The sequence below is a fragment of the Streptomyces sp. NPDC050564 genome, assembly GCF_044457265.1.
Lineage (GTDB): Bacteria > Actinomycetota > Actinomycetes > Streptomycetales > Streptomycetaceae > Streptomyces.
The window spans coordinates 93,548-109,774 of the sequence record NZ_JBITGS010000004.1; the positions used below are offsets into that span (position 1 = coordinate 93,548).

The 16,227-nt window shown below is 68.5% G+C and carries 14 protein-coding genes and 1 pseudogene; 10 read left to right on the top strand and 5 right to left on the bottom strand.

Annotated features, from left to right (window positions below; all coding sequences use genetic code 11):
* The first annotated feature begins 123 nt into the window (after positions 1-123).
* From ACIBK0_RS08115 to ACIBK0_RS08125, 3 genes are all read left to right on the top strand, one after another.
* Positions 124-816, top strand: coding sequence for a hypothetical protein (locus tag ACIBK0_RS08115; protein WP_399076899.1), 693 nt, complete (start codon positions 124-126; stop codon positions 814-816).
* On the top strand, positions 806-1,123 hold the full coding sequence (locus ACIBK0_RS08120) for a hypothetical protein (protein ID WP_399076901.1): 318 nt from the start codon (positions 806-808) through the stop codon (positions 1,121-1,123). Before ACIBK0_RS08115 ends, ACIBK0_RS08120 begins: the two co-directional genes overlap by 11 nt.
* Positions 1,124-1,226: 103 nt before the next feature.
* Positions 1,227-1,916 carry a hypothetical protein gene (locus ACIBK0_RS08125; RefSeq protein ID WP_399076903.1) on the top strand — a complete coding sequence of 230 codons (690 nt, stop codon included), beginning with the start codon at positions 1,227-1,229 and terminating at the stop codon, positions 1,914-1,916.
* On the opposite strand, the gene ACIBK0_RS08130 is transcribed toward ACIBK0_RS08125, so the two are convergent.
* Both ACIBK0_RS08130 and ACIBK0_RS08135 read right to left on the bottom strand, forming a co-directional pair.
* Entirely contained in the window at positions 1,875-2,363 is a 489-nt protein-coding gene (locus ACIBK0_RS08130) for a hypothetical protein (RefSeq protein ID WP_399076904.1), read from the bottom strand. The two genes, ACIBK0_RS08125 and ACIBK0_RS08130, sit on opposite strands and share 42 nt — an antisense overlap.
* Before the next feature lie 506 nt (positions 2,364-2,869).
* A pseudogene (locus tag ACIBK0_RS08135) lies at positions 2,870-4,348 on the bottom strand (DUF4132 domain-containing protein); the annotation flags it as partial.
* Positions 4,349-4,461: 113 nt separating this feature from the next.
* Between ACIBK0_RS08135 and ACIBK0_RS08140 the strand changes: the two are divergent.
* The 4 genes from ACIBK0_RS08140 to ACIBK0_RS08155 all read left to right on the top strand — a co-directional run bounded on the left by ACIBK0_RS08140 (position 4,462) and on the right by ACIBK0_RS08155 (position 6,748).
* A complete protein-coding gene (locus ACIBK0_RS08140) occupies positions 4,462-4,872 on the top strand; it encodes a VOC family protein (protein WP_399076907.1) in 411 nt (136 codons plus the stop codon).
* Positions 4,873-4,958: 86 nt separating this feature from the next.
* Entirely contained in the window at positions 4,959-5,366 is a 408-nt protein-coding gene (locus ACIBK0_RS08145) for a hypothetical protein (RefSeq protein WP_399076909.1), read from the top strand.
* 5 nt (positions 5,367-5,371) lie between these two features.
* Entirely contained in the window at positions 5,372-5,887 is a 516-nt protein-coding gene (locus ACIBK0_RS08150) for a thiol-disulfide oxidoreductase DCC family protein (protein ID WP_399077348.1), read from the top strand.
* A 57-nt stretch (positions 5,888-5,944) separates the two neighbouring features.
* A complete protein-coding gene (locus tag ACIBK0_RS08155) occupies positions 5,945-6,748 on the top strand; it encodes a TetR/AcrR family transcriptional regulator (RefSeq protein ID WP_399077351.1) in 804 nt (267 codons plus the stop codon).
* A 39-nt stretch (positions 6,749-6,787) separates the two neighbouring features.
* Here ACIBK0_RS08155 and ACIBK0_RS08160 read toward each other — a convergent pair whose 3' ends face one another.
* Entirely contained in the window at positions 6,788-9,229 is a 2,442-nt protein-coding gene (locus ACIBK0_RS08160; protein ID WP_399077353.1) for an MMPL family transporter, read from the bottom strand.
* Positions 9,230-9,393: 164 nt separating this feature from the next.
* On the opposite strand from ACIBK0_RS08160, the gene ACIBK0_RS08165 reads away from it, so the two are divergent.
* The 3 genes from ACIBK0_RS08165 (at position 9,394) to ACIBK0_RS08175 (ending at position 14,034) form a co-directional block, all read left to right on the top strand.
* Positions 9,394-10,083: a response regulator transcription factor gene (locus ACIBK0_RS08165; RefSeq protein WP_399076911.1), complete on the top strand. Its 690-nt coding sequence runs from the start codon at positions 9,394-9,396 to the stop codon at positions 10,081-10,083.
* Positions 10,084-10,121: 38 nt separating this feature from the next.
* Complete coding sequence (locus tag ACIBK0_RS08170; protein WP_399077356.1) at positions 10,122-11,588, top strand: ATP-binding protein; 1,467 nt, start codon at positions 10,122-10,124, stop codon at positions 11,586-11,588.
* 403 nt (positions 11,589-11,991) lie between these two features.
* Positions 11,992-14,034, top strand: coding sequence for a sulfatase-like hydrolase/transferase (locus tag ACIBK0_RS08175; protein ID WP_399076913.1), 2,043 nt, complete (start codon positions 11,992-11,994; stop codon positions 14,032-14,034).
* Between the two features lies 1 nt (position 14,035).
* Here the strand turns inward: ACIBK0_RS08175 and ACIBK0_RS08180 are convergent, their stop codons facing one another.
* Complete coding sequence (locus tag ACIBK0_RS08180; protein WP_399076915.1) at positions 14,036-14,437, bottom strand: ATP-binding protein; 402 nt, start codon at positions 14,435-14,437, stop codon at positions 14,036-14,038.
* Between the two features lie 102 nt (positions 14,438-14,539).
* Positions 14,540-16,096: an ABC transporter substrate-binding protein gene (locus ACIBK0_RS08185; RefSeq protein WP_399076917.1), complete on the bottom strand. Its 1,557-nt coding sequence runs from the start codon at positions 16,094-16,096 to the stop codon at positions 14,540-14,542.
* Positions 16,097-16,227 lie beyond the last annotated feature (131 nt).

A 16,227-nucleotide genomic window follows, 5' to 3' on the forward strand; every position in this document is an offset into this window, starting at 1 on the left:
TGTAGCGGACCCCAGCGAGTCTCTTCGTGCCTGCCGTCTACCGAATGTCACGTTCCGCCTGCCACACTGCGAACCAGTGCGTTCCAGGCACATCCGACAACGTGGGATACGGAAGGCGGATGCATGGGAGAGCGCAAGTCCCCGGATGGTGTCGGACTCAACGTGAGTCCGCCCAAGGAACGGCCCACACTGCCCGAGGCGGGCTATCCGAATTCCGTGCACGCGGCGGTCAATGTCGCGGCCCCGCTACTGGCCGGTGGTGCCGTGGCGATCACGGGTGTAATAGTGGCCGACGAAGAAAAGTTCCGCTGGCCCGGTGCCGCCGTCCTCTGTCTGATGCTGGCCATAGTCAGCCTGATAGCGAGCATTCAACTCGGCTTCCGTGCTCGGCGATACCACTTCACATCGGACGAACTCGGCATCTGGTTCGCCGACACAAGAACGGCCGCCTACTACCGTGATGACTCCAACCGCGACTGGGCGATCGGAACGGCCCGCAACACCTGGCGCGAAAAAATACAGCCGGCGGTCCACGCCTACAATCTCGGGACTGTGCTGCTCGGCCTGGGCCTCTCCTCTGCCCTGATGCCGACGTCCGTATCGGAACAGCCCAACTATCGGTGGGCAGCCGCCGCACTCGCTCTCGTAGCCACCTTGGTCGAAGTCGTGTGGGGCTGGAAGCTGACCATGGTTCGGGCGCCGAGGCCCGCACCTCCCCGCAGCGACTCACTTCCACTGCAAGAACTCACCGATGACCCTGGGGGCGACTCAGGCTCCAAGATCACGGCGGAGAGGAGTGGTCGGCATGATGCATGACGTGGTTCTGCCCGGCGAAGGCACATTGCATCAATGTGCCATCTGCGGAGTGGTGTTCACGGGGCGCTACGGCGGGTCCGCCAAGAAGCGTTGGGCGGAGGCTCAGCAGAAGGGCACCGATGCCGTCACCGAGCTCCTCCAGGGGGCTGACGGAATCACCCACGAACCCCAGGACTGTCCGGGCCGGTACCTGCCCGGATGCGTGCTGGCGAAAGAGAACGACAGGGGCAGGGCCGAAGTACTGGCAGCGGAGGTCTTCTGGCGGTTCTTCAACAGTACCGGCGCTGCGGGGCCGGAAGTTACCTGAGTAGCATGGCGACCTGACAGGAGGGCTACGCCGGGGACAGGTCGCAATGATGGACGGCGGGGGCAGAGGACGTACGACGACACGCTCCCGGATCTGGGCAGGGTTGATCGCACTGGCCGTCGGCTGCTTCCTGGTAGGCGACACGCTTCATCGGGCCAGGGCCGCTCTGGACGCCGCAGCCGAATGGTGGCCGTGGACGTTGCTGGCTCTGGCCCTGCTCAATCTGCTGCGTGCCGTAGTCCCAGTGGATTCGCTGATTGGTCCGGCTGTTCTGGCTGTTGTTGCTGTGTGCGGCCTGATCGTGTCACGTGGCCTCGATGTGAGGGCCGTTCAAAATCTGGCAGTCCCGCTGGCATTGGCCGGTTCCGGCGCCGTGTTGCTGATGACTTCCGGGTCGAGCGATGGGCGTACCAGGTGGACCGGCCTCCTATCCACCAGACGGGTCCATGTGCCTGCGGAAGGCGGTGAGTTGCTTGTCTTCCGCGCGGTGTGCGGCGAACTCCGCGCCGACCTGAGAGCCACTCATGCCAGCGGCCTCACAACAGTTCATGTCACCGCTGTCGCAGGGCACGTACATCTGATCGTGCCACGCTCATGGCAAGTGAAGGTTCATGCCTCCGGCGCACTGCTTACCCGGGTCAGCGAGACCGGTCGACAGGACAGGGGACTCACCGGAGACCTGGATACGTCACCACGCTACGGCTCCGGCCTTGGTCCGAAATCCGGGGCTCAAGACGAAGTGGCCTTCCATCTACTGGGCATCTGCGCCGCCGTCAGTATCGCGCACGTGTGACCCACGCCCTCTGCGGTGCTCGTACGGCAAGTCCGCCACCCACTCGCCCGCCAGCGTGTCCGAGACCTGCTCGAACATCTCCCGTTCCAACTCCTTGGTGGGCAGCCCGTGATGGAGTGCCTCCAGCAGATCGAAGCGGTGAAGGTCGTACACGACATGCATCAGACCGGAGTAGGCCTGCGCGGCAATCACCGCCCCCTTGTAGGCCAGGGCCGCAGTGATCAGCATTCCAGCCGGGAGCCAGCGTGACCCAGGCTCGTCGTACAAGGCGACCGCTGACGCCAGCCCCATCGCGAGGAAGCTCCAACAGAGGTTGACCGCGGCGTCCAGGGCATCGCGGGTTGACCGCAGGCTCTGTGTCATGCGCGGGGGCAGCTGCATGTAGATGCGAGGCCACGACGTGAGGGTGGTGAGGCCGTAGCGCTCTCCCGCCGTGATCTCACCCATGCGAAGGGCGTTGCCAAGCGCTGTGGGCAGAAGAACATCCGCGGGAGGCCGGGCGGCGAGCCGACGGTGGGCATCCGCGTTGACCCGTGTGACAACCGTGTCCGACGACACCCGTCGTGATCGTGTGCTCAGCGCTGCCCGTCTCCGCCGCTGGATCTCCGTCAACACGCCGGCAAGGCGAGCAGTCGCCGACCACCTGTCCCAGTACCCCTCCAGCACCCGCACCGCCCGTATTTGGAACGGGTGCAGCAGCAGGGCGAGTATGCAGGCACACACCACTAGCCCGAGAAGGGCCGAGGCCCAGTCGAGGAGAGAGTGGGGAAGAGCCTCGCTCCAGTCGCTCCGGCCGCCGTAGCTCCGGGCTCGTATCAGCGTCCACAGGCAAGCAACGAAGAGCGCGCTGGGCACGAAGTTGACCGTCAACAGCCGTCGCACCAAGCCCGCCCTTCCCAAGGCATCTCGAAGAGCTACAAGTATGGGTCGCCGCCTCGGGCTCCGGCCTGAATTCAGCCCGTCCCCAGTTGGTTGAGGATCGTCGGATCCGTGATCTCCAAGTCCTTGGCCAGCATCATCGCCTTGCTGAGAATGACCGCCAGCGTCCGGTCGCCCTCGAAGGGCAGATAGCCGGTGCCGGAGGCCGTGCCGCTCGCCTTGGGGACGATGCACAGGTACTGGTCGTTCGGGCTCATCAGGATGTTGCCCGAGCCCAGGTGGATCTTGTACGTGTGGCGGTCGCCCTTGACCTGGAGGAAGCGGCCTTCGAGGGTGCAGCGGTCGGCTATCGCCAGGCGCGGGATCAAACGCTCCAGCAGAACCCGGCGGGTCTCCGCACTCTGGTTCAGTTCGCCGAAGCCGTACGACCTCCAGTACTCCTGGAAGCGGCCGCCCGGGCCGCCGTCCTGCCAGGTGGGGTCGTTGCCGACGCTCGCTACGCCCACGAAGAGGTCGACGTCGCGCAGGACTTCGGAGAGGACGAGGTGCGGGATGTCGGTGAGGGGCAGAGGCTCGACCGGGTCCACTCCGTCGCGCAGCCACATACGGTACTCGCCGCCGCAGCAGTGCGCCGAGTTCTCGGGTGCGTCGATCGGGTAGAAGCGGACCTGGTCGGTGCGCAGCCGCAGGTAGCTGCCGGACTCGGTGGTGTCCTCGCCGTACTCCTCGCCGTCGCCCTCGATCCAGTACTCGGCGCGCAGGCCCCACTGGGGCAGCTCACGGGTGGCCGGCGGGGCCTCGTCATCGACGCAGAGGCGGAGCTTGTTGCGCCAACCCCTGATCGCTGCCGGCGAGTTGAACTGGTGCTGGCGCAGGATGTGTGCCGCGAAGCGGTTCGAGTACGTGCCCGTGGTGCGCTCGGCGTCCGTGAGCAGGTACACCTCGCGGTGGGCCTGCTTGAAGGGCTGGGTGATCGCGTGCCGCTCCAGCCAGCGACGCCAGGCGACGGCCTCGGCGGGCTCGCGGCCGACCGGGTGCCAGAGTCCGACTTCGGAGCCTCCGGTCACGGGCTCGTCGGTGAGGGTGCGCAGCTCGCCGTCCGCGTACCCGGCGGGTCTGCCGTCGACGGTCCAGAGGAGGCGGCGGGCGAGGGTGCCCACCAGGGGGTGGTCGAGATAGCGCTCGCGCCAGGCGTCGTACGCCCAAGTGCGCCTGGCGAGGAACTGCCGGTCGAGCCGCTCCGCCTGCGCCGACAGCATCTTGTCGATGTCCTTGACCGCCGCCTTCAGCTCCTTGAGCTCGTCGGCGTGGTCCCGCTTCACGGCGGCGGGCACGCTCTTGACGGCCTTGCCGGCTGCGGTGCGCCAGCTGAGAACCGCTCGGGGGCCCTGGACGTCGATCAGGGCGGTGATCTCCCCGAATCGGTGTTCGGCCCGGCCGACCTCGGTGAGTCCGTACGTGGGGACGGCCAGCTCCTCGATCTCCTCGCGGCTCAGTCCTAGCGCGGTGGCCCGCGTCTCCAGCGCGCTGTCGAGCAGCTTCGCCGTGTTCTTTTTTCAGCGTACCCAGCGGGAATGACAGGCGCTTCACCTCAACGGGTGATCACATGTTCGGCCTGCGGTCAGTCCCGCTTCGCCCTCTCCCCGGCAGCTCCTAATCTGATGGCATGTCAGATGACGTGTCATACGAGCTGCTCGGATTCGACAACGTTGTACTGCCCGTCGGGGACCTCGGCGAGGCCGTGGCGTTCTACGAGCGGGCCGGGTTCCCGGTCGCGTTTCGGCTCGACGAGGCCGGGATCGCGCTGCTGAAGGTGGGCAAGGAGACGCCGGGCGTGCTGTTGCAGCTGGACGAGGAGCTGAGTCATCGGCCGCCGCCGTGGGCCTCGCCGCGAGTATGGCTGGAGGTGCGGGACGCCCGGGCCGCGGCGGTCGCCCTCACGTCGGCCGGTATTCAGCCGCTGGACGCCCCGTTCCCTGTGGCCACCGGATGGACCGTCGAGATCGCCGACCCCTGGGGCAACGTCATCGGCCTCACGGACTACGGCAAGCGGCCCGAGCTCGGCCGTCGGGGGTGACCACCCACTCGACTTGAACATGTTCAAAAGCATGGCTACATTCTTTCTCGACAGCGTTTTGAACGCGTTCAAGAAGGGGTGGGGGCATGGACCTCACAGTCGTCGCGTATGTCATCTATCTGCTGGTCAGCATCGCGCTGACCATCTGGGTGGCGCGCACGCTGAGCCACAACGGGCGGATCTTCCTGGCCGATGTGCTGCACGGCAACGAGAAGCTCGCCGAGGCCGTCAACCACCTGCTGGTGGTGGGCTTCTACCTGGTCAACCTGGGCTTCGTCGCGCTCTATCTGAACCAGGACACCGAGATCGACAACGCCCGCGGGATCTTCGAGGCCCTGTCGACCAAGCTCGGTGTGGTGCTGCTCGTGCTCGGGGTCATGCACCTGGGGAACGTGTACGTACTCAACAAGATCCGGCGGCGGGGAGTGATGGAGCGGGAGCAGATGCCGCCCGTCGCGCCGACGGACTGGATCGCGCCGACGGCCGGAGCGTGACCTCGATGACCGGCTTCGCGGCCACACGGGACCGGGACGTCGAGCGCGTCCCGGTTCTCGGGCTCACCGTGCTGTACGACGCGCAATGCTCGCTGTGCACCTTCTTGAGGGACTGGCTCGGCAGGCAGCGGCAGTTGGTGCCGCTCCGGCTCGTGCCGGCCGGGTCCGACGAGGCCCGGCGCCGCTTCCCCGGGCTCGATCACCGGGCCACCCTCGGCGAGATCACCGTCGTGGGGGACGGCGGGCAGGTCTACCAGGGGTCCGCCGCCTGGGTCGTCACCCTGTGGGCGTTGCGCGAGCACCGGCCTCTCGCCCATCGGCTGAGCACCCCGGCCGGCGCCCGTCTCGCGAAGGGCGCGACGCTCGCCGCCGCCAAGTGGCGGGAGGCCCACACCGCCGACCGGTGGAGTGGCAACGCCTATGGGTGGGGAGACGGGTGGCGTTACGACCCGAGCGCGGGATGGACGTACGAGGCTCCCGCCTGCGACAGCGGCAACTGCTCCACCGGTTCCACTCGTTAGGCTCGTCCCGTGCCAGCACCAACAGACAGCCCCGGTCAGGACAGCTCCGGCTCCGACGTGACCCCCGAAAAAGGCCCGGACAAGCCGCCCGCCAAGAGCGAGCAGACCCGTGCCCTGATCCTGGAGACGGCGATGCGGCTGTTCCAGGAGCGGGGGTACGACAAGACCACCATGCGGGCCATCGCCCAGGAGGCCGGGGTCTCCGTCGGCAACGCGTACTACTACTTCGCCGGCAAGGAGCACCTGATCCAGGGCTTCTACGACCGGATCGCCGCCGAGCACCAGGTGGCGGTGCGCGAGGTGCTGGATCGCGAGACGGATCTGGAGGCCCGGCTCGGCGGGGTGCTGAAGGCGTGGCTGGACATCGCCACCCCGTACCACGAGTTCGCGGTGCAGTTCTTCAAGAACGCCGCCGACCCGGACAGCCCGCTCAGTCCCTTCTCCCCCGAGTCGGAGCACGCGCGCGTGGAGGCCATCAGCGTCCACCGGGAGGTACTGGCCGGGGCGAAGACCAAGGTGCCGGAGGAACTGCGGGACGCGCTGCCCGAATTGATGTGGCTCTCCCAGATGGGGCTCGTCCTGTACTGGGTCTTCGACCGGACCGAGGGACGCGAGCGCAGCTACCGGCTCGCCGAGCGCGGGGCCCGGCTGACCGCGCGGGGCGTCGTGCTGGCCCGCTTCCGCGTTCTGCGGCCCCTCGTCCACGAGGTGCACGAGCTGTTCACGGACTTCTTGCCGGGGATGACCAAGGCCCTGCCCGATCCGGCCAAGAAGAGCTCGTCCCAGGGGGCCCGTTCGGAAAACGGGCCCCCTGGGAGACTCAGCAAGCGCCGAGCCTCAGGAACCGACGAGTCTCGGTAGGCGATGAGGCCCAGGAGCCGACGAGCCTGGGCAAGAGACTCAGTTCACCGCGTCGACTTCCCCCTCCGCCAACTCCACGTCGTACACCAGCGGCCCGTCCTCCACGACCACGTGCCGTGCGCGGGCCCCGTACGACGCCGCCGTGGCCGCCAGGAGGTACGTACCCGGCGCGGGCACCGACACGATGTACGAGCCGTCCGCCAGCGAGCTGACGCGGTCCAGTTGGCGCCCGCCCTTGGACAGGAGGGTCACCACCGCCCCCTCGACCGGATCGCCGTCGGCGGTGCGGATGAGGCCGTGCACCACCGAGGCGCCGCCCTCCGCGGGAAGCTCCTCCAGGGTCTCCTCCTTCGGCTCCACCGCCAGATGCGGCAGCCGCTTCTCGAGGCCGGCCGGCAGCCACCAGTTGGACTTGCCGAGCAGATGCATCGCCGCCGGCACCAGGGCCGTACGGAGAATGAAGGCGTCGAGGGCGACGGCTGCCGCCAGGCCCACGCCCGCCATCGCGGCCCCCGAGTCGCCGCTCAGGACGAAGGCAAGGAAGACGCAGACCATGATGAGCGCCGCGCTGTTGATGACGCGGCTCGTCTCCGTCAGCCCGACCCGCACCGCGCGCGCGTTGTCCTTCGTGTGCACCCACTCCTCGTGCATCCGGCTCACCAGGAACACCTGGTAGTCCATCGAGAGGCCGAAGAGGAGGGACAGCATGATGACGGGCAGGAAGGCGTTGATCGGCCCCTCCTTGCCGAGGCCGAGCAGGTCGAGGCCCCATCCCCACTGGAAGATCGCGGTGAGGACGCCGAAGGAGGCCGCCGCGGCGATCAGGTTCATCAGCGCGGCCGTCAGCGGCACCACGAGGGAGCGGAAGGCGACCAGCAGGAGCAGGAAGCCGAGACCGATGATCGTGGCGATGAAGAGGGGCAGCCGGTCGCCGGTGATGGAGGCGAAGTCCTTGGAGACGGCCGTCACGCCACCGACGTGGGCTTGAGCCCCCGCGTCGGGGATCACTCGGTCCCGTAGCGTGTCGATGAGCTGGTCGGTCTCCTCCGACTGCGGCGAGGTCGTCGGCACCACCTGGATCACCGTCACGCCCTGCGCGGGCGGCAGCGCGGCGACCCGGGCGACTCCGGCGGTGTCGCCGATGCCCTTCACCAGGCTGTCCGTGTCGCCGCTGGACACGACCACCTGCAAGGGGCCGTTGAAACCGGGCCCGAAGCCCTCGGCGAGCAGGTCGTACGCCTTCCTGGTCGTCGTCGAGGCGTCGTCGTTGCCCTGGTCGGTGGCGCCCAGCCGCAGTGACAGCACGGGCAGCGCGAGGACGGCCATGACGACCACGGCCAGGGTGGCGATCGTACGAGGGCGCCGCTGGACGCTCGCCGACCAGCGCGCCGCGGCACCGCTCGCCCGCTCCGGCTCAGGCCCTCCCCCACTCTCGGCTTCGCTCGACCGGGGGGCGCCCCCAGCCTCCAGCTTGCGCCGCTGGCGGCGGCTGAGCACCCGGGTGCCGAGCAGACCGAGCAGCGCCGGCAGCAGGGTGACCGCCGCGAGCACGCTGAAGACGACGGTGAGCGAGGTGCCGATGACCACGCCGTCCAGGAACCGCAGGTTCGTCACCAGCATCCCGGCGAGCGCGATGCACACCGTGCCGCCCGCGAACAGCACCGCCCGGCCGGAGGTGTTGAGGGCGGTGACCGCCGACTCCTCCGGTTTCATGCCGCGCAGGATGCCTCGTCGGTGCCGGGTCACGATGAAGAGCGCGTAGTCGATGCCCACACCGAGCCCGATGAGGGTGGCGAGCAGCGGGGCCAGGTCGGGGATGTCGGTGGCGTGGCTGAGCAGCTGGGTGGAGAACAGGCCGGTGCCGACGCCGAACAGGGCGATGGCGATCGGCAGCAGCATCGCGAACAGTGAGCCGAAGGCCAGGAACAGGACGACGGCCGCGGCCAGGATGCCGACCATTTCGGCGAGTCCGGTGGGCGGTTCCTGCACCCGCTGGATCGCCTGACCGCCCAGCTCGACCTGCAGACCGCCGCGTTCGGCATTCTGTGCGGTGTCGACGACGTCCTGCACCAGTGCCTTGGGGACGGCGTTCGCCTGCTCCGCGAAGGTGACCTGGGCGTACGCGATCTTGCCGTTCTGGCTGATCTGCGCCGCGCCCCGGTCGCCCGAGTACGGGCCGGCCACGTCGCCGACGCCCTTCATCTTCCCGATCTCGTCGAGTACGGGCTGGATCCGGGACCTTACGGACTGGTCCCGGACCGTTCCCTCGTCGACCTTCCACACCACCGTGTCGGTGTCGCCCGCACTGTTCGGGAACGCCTTCTCCATCAGGTCGTACGCGCGCTTGGAGTCCGTGTTCGGAAGGGAGAAGACATTCGCGTAGTCCGTGCCCGCGGTGGACGCCGCGAAGCCCAGTCCGAACAATGCCGCCACCCACAGCAACAGGACCACCAGCCGGTGCCGATAGCACCACCGTGCCAATGTCGCCACGCTCAACGCTCCTTAGTCGGTCGGTTGGTCCCCCAGGTCCTGGACAACAGGATTTCCGGGGGCACGCGCGCGTGGACACGCAGTGGCCATGACTCTCAAGGAACTCCAAAGGGCGGACGCCCCTCGCTGTCAGTGCCGGTGCGGATACTGGGGACATGACCGGTCACGAGGGAGCCACCGTGCTCGTCGTAGAGGACGAGCCGAGCATCGCGGACGTCCTGGCCATCGCCCTGCGCTATCACCGTTTCGAGGTGATGACGGCGGGCACCGTCCGCCAGGCGCTCACGCTCGCCGAGCGCACCCGCCCCGACGCCGCGCTGCTCGACGTGATGCTGCCGGACGGCGACGGCCGGGCGCTCGGCCGTGAACTGCGGGTACGCCAGCCCGACCTGGCCATCGTCTTCCTCACCGCACGGGACGCGCCCGCCGAGATCGTGGGAGCGCTCGGCTTCGGCGACGACTACATCACCAAGCCGTTCAACATCGACGAGGTCGTCGCCCGGATCACGGCCGTACTGCGCCGCACCCGCGCGGACGACGTCCTGCCGCAGCGCCCGCCCCTGCGATACGGCGACCTGGAGCTGGACGAGACGACGTACAGCGTCCATCGCGCGGGCCATACGGTGGAGCTCACGCCGACCGAGTACGCCCTGCTGCGCTTCCTGGTCCGCAACGGCGGGCGGATCGTGCCCAAGGAGCAACTCCTGCGCCACGTGTGGCAGTACGAGCACTCGGCCGAGTCGACCGTCGTGGAGACGTACATCAGCTATCTGCGGCGCAAGCTCGAACCGCTGGGGCCGCCGGTGATCCAGACGCGGCGGGGCGTCGGATACGGGCTCGCATGACAAGCCTGCCTCGTCTGAAGATCCCGGGCCACGTGAGGATGCCGGCGCGTCTGAAAATCCCGGCGCGCGTGAGGCTCCGGCGCCCGCTCTGCCGGCACGGTATCCATTCTCTCCGCGGCCAGCTGACGCTCGCGAACGTGGGGCTGCTGGCCCTGGGCATAGTGGTGGCGACCGCCGTGAGCCTGATGGGCATGCGGCACTATCTGCTCGACCAGGTCGACACCGAGCTCGCCAAGACCCGGGAGTCGCTCGGCAGTTCGCAGCTCACCATGCAACAGATCGACTCACTGAGCGCGCTGGCATTCGTACGCGACCGCATGCTGCCCCCCACGGACGAGTCACCGAAACCGGACTCGATCTTCACGGCCGTCGACGGGACCGGGAAGGCCGTCGCCATAGCCGGCTTCAAGCCGACCGGTACCCAGCGAGCCCTGGCGGCCGCCGTGCACGACCCGCACGCCCTCGCCGCCGACAGCGAACCGCACGACGTCACGGTGCACGGCGCCGCTTACCGGGCGACCGGGGCCCGGCTCGCCGACGGCACATACGTGCTGCTCGCCACCTCGACCGACGCGCTGCACAAGGGCATCGCGAAGGCGCTCAAGCTCGATGTGACCATCGGGACACTGCTGCTGGCGCTGCTCGCCTGCCTGACGATGTTCAGCGTACGACGTCGGATGCGGCCGCTCGAGGACATGGTGGAGACCTCCTCGGCGATCGCCGAGGGGGATCTGACCCGGCGTGTGCCCTCCAGCCACCATCCGACCCAGGAGGTCGAGCAGTTGCGGCTCGCCCTCAACTCGATGCTCCACCAGGTCGAGTCGGCGTACCGGACGCGCGAGCGCAGCGCCGCCCAGCTGCGCCGGTTCGTCGGCGACGCCTCGCACGAGCTGCGCACGCCGCTGTCGGCCATACGCGGCTATCTCCAGCTCTACGAGAAGGGGATGCTGACCGATCCGGCCGAGCGCAAGCGGGCCTGGGACCGGATGAACGGGGAGGCCGACCGCATGGGCCGGCTCGTGGACGAGCTGCTCACCCTGGCCCGCCTCGATCAGCGTCCCGAACTTCGCTTCAAGAACGTCGACTTGAGCCGCCTGGTGCGGGACGCGGCCGAGGATCTGCGGGCCCAGCAGCCGGGGCGCCCGGTGAGCGTGGGCGCCGACGGCACGCTGCTGGTGCAGGCCGACGAGTCGGGGCTGCGCCAGGTGCTCGGAAATCTCGTGGGCAACGTACGCACCCACACGCCCGCCGAAGTGCCGGTGCGGCTCGGTCTGGAACGCGCGGACGGTGTCGTACGGCTGTGTGTCACGGACGAGGGTCCGGGGCTCCCGGAGGAGGACGCGGCACGCATCTTCGACCGGTTCTTCCGGGCAGGCGGCGGCGCGGGCAGCGGGCTCGGCATGGCGATCGTGCACGGCGTGGTGGCGGCACACGGGGGCGAGGTGGCGGTACGAACGGCACCGGGCGAGGGGCTGGCGGTGACGGTGACGCTGCCGACGCGGTGACGCTCGCGCTGTTCGGCGCGGTGCGGCTGGCCCCCTCGGCGCGGGGGCTCACGCTGCCGGCGCGATGACGCTCGCGCTCCCCGCGCGATGACGGGGACACTCCCCGCGCGGTGCTGCCACGCTTTCGGCACGGTGCCGCCGCGCTTCAGGCGTGGTGACGGTGACTCCCCCGGCGCGGTGACCTGCTGAAACCGACTTGGGAAGAAGCTGACCTGGATGATTGAACACGGGCCGCCACGGCACCGTACACAGATTCAGGTACAGATGAAGGCGGCCCCGACGTCCCCAGCCTGGTCCGCCGCGCCACCACCGGGCTTCGCACGGAAGGACCGCCGGGTTGTCGTTCAACACGAGCTCTCGACAGCTGCCGAACACGGACGAGATGCCTCCGGAGGCGAGGCCTGTGCCGGAGCCGCCCGCGGAGCCCGCTCCGGGTGAGGGTGAGACCACGGCCGAAGCCACCTCGCGTGAGCGTGAAGCCGTGCCCGAGGCCACGTCCGGTGAGCCCGAAGCGCCGGTCGAAGCCACGCCCGGCCTCCCGGAAACCCCCACCGAAGCAACCTCCACTGACACCGAAGCCACGCCCGAAACCACCACCGGCGACGCCGAAGCTCCGGCCGAAGCAACCGCCGGCGACACCGGACCCCCAGCCGAAGCAACCTCCAACGACACCGAAACCACCCCCGGCGACGGGGCAGCCCCGGCCCCCGCATCGGACGGCCCTGAAGCCCCGGCCGAAGCCGCTCCCACTGCCACCCCTGGCCCCGCCGCCTCCCCCGTCCGCGGCCGGCGGCGCTGGCGCGGCTGGCGCGAGAAGTACCCCGTCGCGGCCCGCACCCTGGCGTGGACGACCACCGGCCTGGCCGCCGCGCTCGTGCTGTTCGCGCTGCTCATGCCGAGCAAGATCGACGACTTCCGGCCCGCCGAGTTCGCCCGCATCCCGGTGGAGGCGATCTTCGGCGCGGCCGTACTGATCGTCCTGCCGCGCAAGCCGCGGATCGCCGTGGCGGCGCTCGCCGGGCTGAGTCTCGGCGCGCTGACCGTCCTGAACTTCCTCGACATCGGCTTCAACGAATACCTCGGACGAGGATTCAACGTCGTCCTCGACTGGACGCTGTTCGGCGACGCGCAGGCGTACCTCCAGGACACGATGGGCAAGAAGGGCGCCCTCGGCATCGTCGTCGTGGTCGTACTGATCGTGCTCGCCGTGCTCGCCCTCATGACGCTGTCGGTCGTGCGGCTGGGCAACCTGCTGGCCCGGTACACCGAGAGGGCGACGCGCACGACGCTGGTGATGGCCATCGTCTGGGTCACCTGCGCGGCGCTCGGCGTGCAGTTCACCGGTGTGCCGATCGCCTCCGAACACACCACGCTGGTCGTCCAGGACCGTGCCGAGCGGGTGCGGAACACGATCCGGGACGAGGCGGCGTTCGCGAAGATCGCCAAGAAGGACGCCTTCGCCGACACGCCGCCGGACCAGCTGCTGACGGGGCTGCGCGGCAAGGACATGATGATCACGTTCATCGAGAGCTACGGCCGCAGCGCGATCGAGGACCCGGTCATGGCGCCGGGCGTCGACGCGACGCTCACCGCCGAGAACGAGAAGCTGACCAAGGCCGGTTTCGCGGCGAAGAGCGGCTGGCTCACCTCGGCGACGTACGGCGGAAGCAGCTGGCTGGGTCACTCCACTTTCCTGTCCGGCCTGTGGATCAACAACCAGCAGCGCTACCGCACCGTCACGGCGGGCGACCACCTGACGCTCCCCGGCGCCTTCAAGAAGACGGGCGACTGGGACACGGTCGGGGTCATGCCGGGCGTCCAGAAGGCCTGGCCGGAACAGAAGTTCTACGGCATCGACAAGCTCTACGACTCCCGCGACCTCGGCTACAAGGGACCGAAGTTCAGCTGGTCGACCATGCCCGACCAGTACGCCCTGACCGCGTTCGAGCGACTGGTGCACGGCAAGAAGCACCACAAGCCGCTGATGTCGACGATCATCCTGACCTCCAGCCACCAGCCCTGGGCGCCGATCCCCAAGACGGTCCCCCAGGACCAGGTCGGCGACGGCTCGATCTACGACGCCATCCAGAAGGCCGGCAAGAAGCCCGCGGACATCATCACCGACTCGACCAAGTCCAAGCAGGAGTACGGCAAGTCCATCCAGTACTCGGTGACCAGCCTCATCGACTACCTGGTGAAGTACGGCAACAAGGACACCGTGCTCGTCTTCCTCGGCGACCACCAGCCCATCGCCCGGGTCAGCGGCAACAACGCCAGCCGTGACGTGCCGGTCTCGATCGTCGCCAAGGACCCGAAGGTGCTCGACAAGATCGCCGACTGGGGCTGGACGGACGGCCTGCAGCCCCAGCACGACGCGCCGGTCTGGAAGATGAGCGCGTTCCGCGACCGCTTCCTGACGGTGTACGGCTCCACACCCAGGCCGTGAGTCACGTGGCCGCGGCCATCAGCGCCCACACCGTCTTCCCGTAGCGTCGCCGGCTCCACACCCCCCACGCCGCGGCGATGTTCTCCACGAGATGGAGCCCGCGGCCGGTCTCCTCCCAGTCGGCGACCGGCCGCAGACGGGGTTCGGCAAGGCCCTCGTCGGAGACCTCGATGAAGCAGGGCCCGTCGGCGAGTGCCGTCACGGCGACCTCGAACTCCCTTTCAGGAAGCGGTCCGTGGCGCACCGCCTTGGTCGCCGACTCGGAGACGGGAAGCACGATGTCCTCAAGGGCCGGGTCGTCGCCACGGTGACCCCAGTCGGCGAGATGGTCCCGCACCCTGCGCCGGGCGAGACCGACGGACGCCGGATGCCGGGGCGGCCGCAAGGAGTTGCGTCGCACCACATCCACTCCTCACCCCGCACACACCTGCGACATGGTGCTGCGTTGGGTCAGGAGCGCGATGTCACAGGGGCGGGTTTCCACCCCGCGAGATCACGTCGGTTGTCATATCCAGCTCAGCCGCCAGAGGCGGAACACACCGGTCCCGTCGGACAGATACTGACCGCCCCCGACGTCCTCGCTGGTGAGTACGTACTCCTTGCGCTGCCACAGCGGAATCAGCGGAACGTCCTGAGCCACGACTTCCTGGAGCTGCCGGAAGGAGCCGTTCGCGAGACTGCGGTCCTTGTACTGCTGAGTGGTCAGAACCAGCCGGTCGACCGCCTTGCTGCTGTAGCCGTTCTTCATGCTGTTGCCGGTGCCGACGAGCGGGGCGCCGAAGGTGTCCGGGTCGGGGTAGTCGGCGACCCAGCCGACGGCCCACGCGTCCAACTGCCCCTCGGCGTACCGCTTCTGGAATTCGGTCCACTCATAACCCTTGGTCTCCACCTTGAACAGACCGCTCGCCTCCAGCTGCCGCTTGAGCTCGGCGGCCTCCTGCCCCGCGGCGCCCCGCCCCTGGCCGTACCCATAAGTGAAGCGGACCGGCAACTGCACCCCGGCCTCGGTCAGTAGCACCCGTGCCTTCTTCGGGTCAGGCTTGGGATAGTCGTCGAAGAACGACGTCGAGTGCCCCGTGATACCCGCCGGAATCAGCCCGTACAACGGATCGGTGGTGCCTTTGTACGTCTGGCTGACCAGCTCTTCGCGATTGATGAGGGCGGCGATGGCCTGCCGCACCCGCCGGTCGCGCAGCGGCGAGTTCGCACGGACGTTGAGGACGAGGTTGCGGGTCTCGGCACTGTCGACCTCCGTGACGCGCTGGTTCGGGTCGCTCGGCGAGAGGTCGGCCAGCAGCTCGGGGGGCAGCTGGCGGGCGGCGACGTCGAACTTCTTCGCCTTCCAGCCGGCCTCCAGGGCCTGCGAGTCGGCGTAGTAGCGCAGCACGATGGGCCGGCCGGTCTCCTTGACGGCACCCTTGTACTTCGGGTTGACCGCGAGCGCGGCCCGCTTGTTCTTCGTATACGTCTTCAGCAGATAAAGCCCGGTGCCGTCGGCGCCGGTGCCGGTGCGCAGGGTGCGCTTCGGGTAGCGGGTGTGGTCGACGATCGAACCGGCGCCGGTGGCCACCTTGAACGGGAACGTGGCGTCGGGCGAGGACAGATGGAAGGTGACGGTGAGACCGTCCGCGTCGACCGAGCCGAGGGTGGAGAAGAGGGACGCGGGCCCCACCAGGGAGTTGATGCGCTTCACCCGCTCGAAGGAGAACTTCACGTCCTCGGCGGTCATCCCGCGCCCGTTCGGAAAGGTCAGGTCGTCGCGCAACGTACAACGGTACGTACGCAGCCCGGTACCCACGAAGTCGCAGCTCTTCGCCGCGTCGGGCACAGGGGCGGCGCCGCCCGGCTCGAACGTCAGCAGCGACTGGAACACATTGCTGAACAGCGCCCAGGAGCCCGCGTCGTAGGCGCCCGCCGGGTCGAGCGACGTGACGGCGTCCGTCGTGCCCACCCTGATCGTCCTGTTGCTGTTCTCCTGCTTGGGCAGCAACTGCCAGCCACCCACGCCCACGCCCGCCAGTACCAGTAGCGTCGCGAGAATCCGTATGCGAACCGATCGCATCGGTGCCCCTCCCCAGGCCCACCGCACGTCACTCCCCTAGTGACGCGGATCACCTAACCACAGGAGTTTCAGCCGGGGGAAGAGGTACTTGAAGAATGAAACAAGGTCTTCGGATGGCGCGTTTCAGGCCT